We start from the raw sequence: 446 nt of genomic DNA, 5'->3' as shown, positions 1-446 counted from the left end.
CGTCCGGTCAGCCTCGGTGCGCCCTACTTCGATGTGGCACAGCTCTCCGGACCGGTGCAGGGACTGTCGTGGGTCGGGGCCGACGCCGTGGCGGTGCTCAGCGCCACACCCGATCCGACGCTGACGACGCACACGATCGGCGGCCCGTCGACGGTGTCGTCGGCGCCAGCGGGGGCGGCCGCGCTCGCCGGGGCGAAGACGGTCACCGGGGTGCGCGTGCTCTCGACCGACGAGTCGGTGTACGCCAAGCGCGGGTCGTTCTGGCAGGAGGCGATCGCCGACGTGCGGGTGCTCGGCACCAGAGCCGGGTACTGACTCGCCCTGCACAGGATGCCGTGCCGCCCGGTTCTCCCCGGGTCGTGCGCCGGCGGACCTCCGGGCGGGGCGCGATCGGGCACAGTCGGAGCATGGATGCGGATCTCGCGCGCCGGATCGCCGGCGACGCC

Annotated in this window: 1 protein-coding gene; it reads left to right on the top strand. The window is 74.2% G+C overall.

The annotated features are described in order from the left end of the window. The coding region (locus RT309_RS13435) for an LpqB family beta-propeller domain-containing protein (RefSeq protein ID WP_313357816.1) at nt 1–315 on the top strand (315 nt) is incomplete at its 5' end. Nucleotides 316–446 lie beyond the last annotated feature (131 nt).

Origin of the sequence: Microbacterium sp., from assembly GCF_032084865.1 — a bacterium.
Classification (GTDB): domain Bacteria; phylum Actinomycetota; class Actinomycetes; order Actinomycetales; family Microbacteriaceae; genus Microbacterium.
Note: the sequence above shows the minus strand (reverse complement) of the source record. Positions and strands in the feature narration are given on the sequence as shown.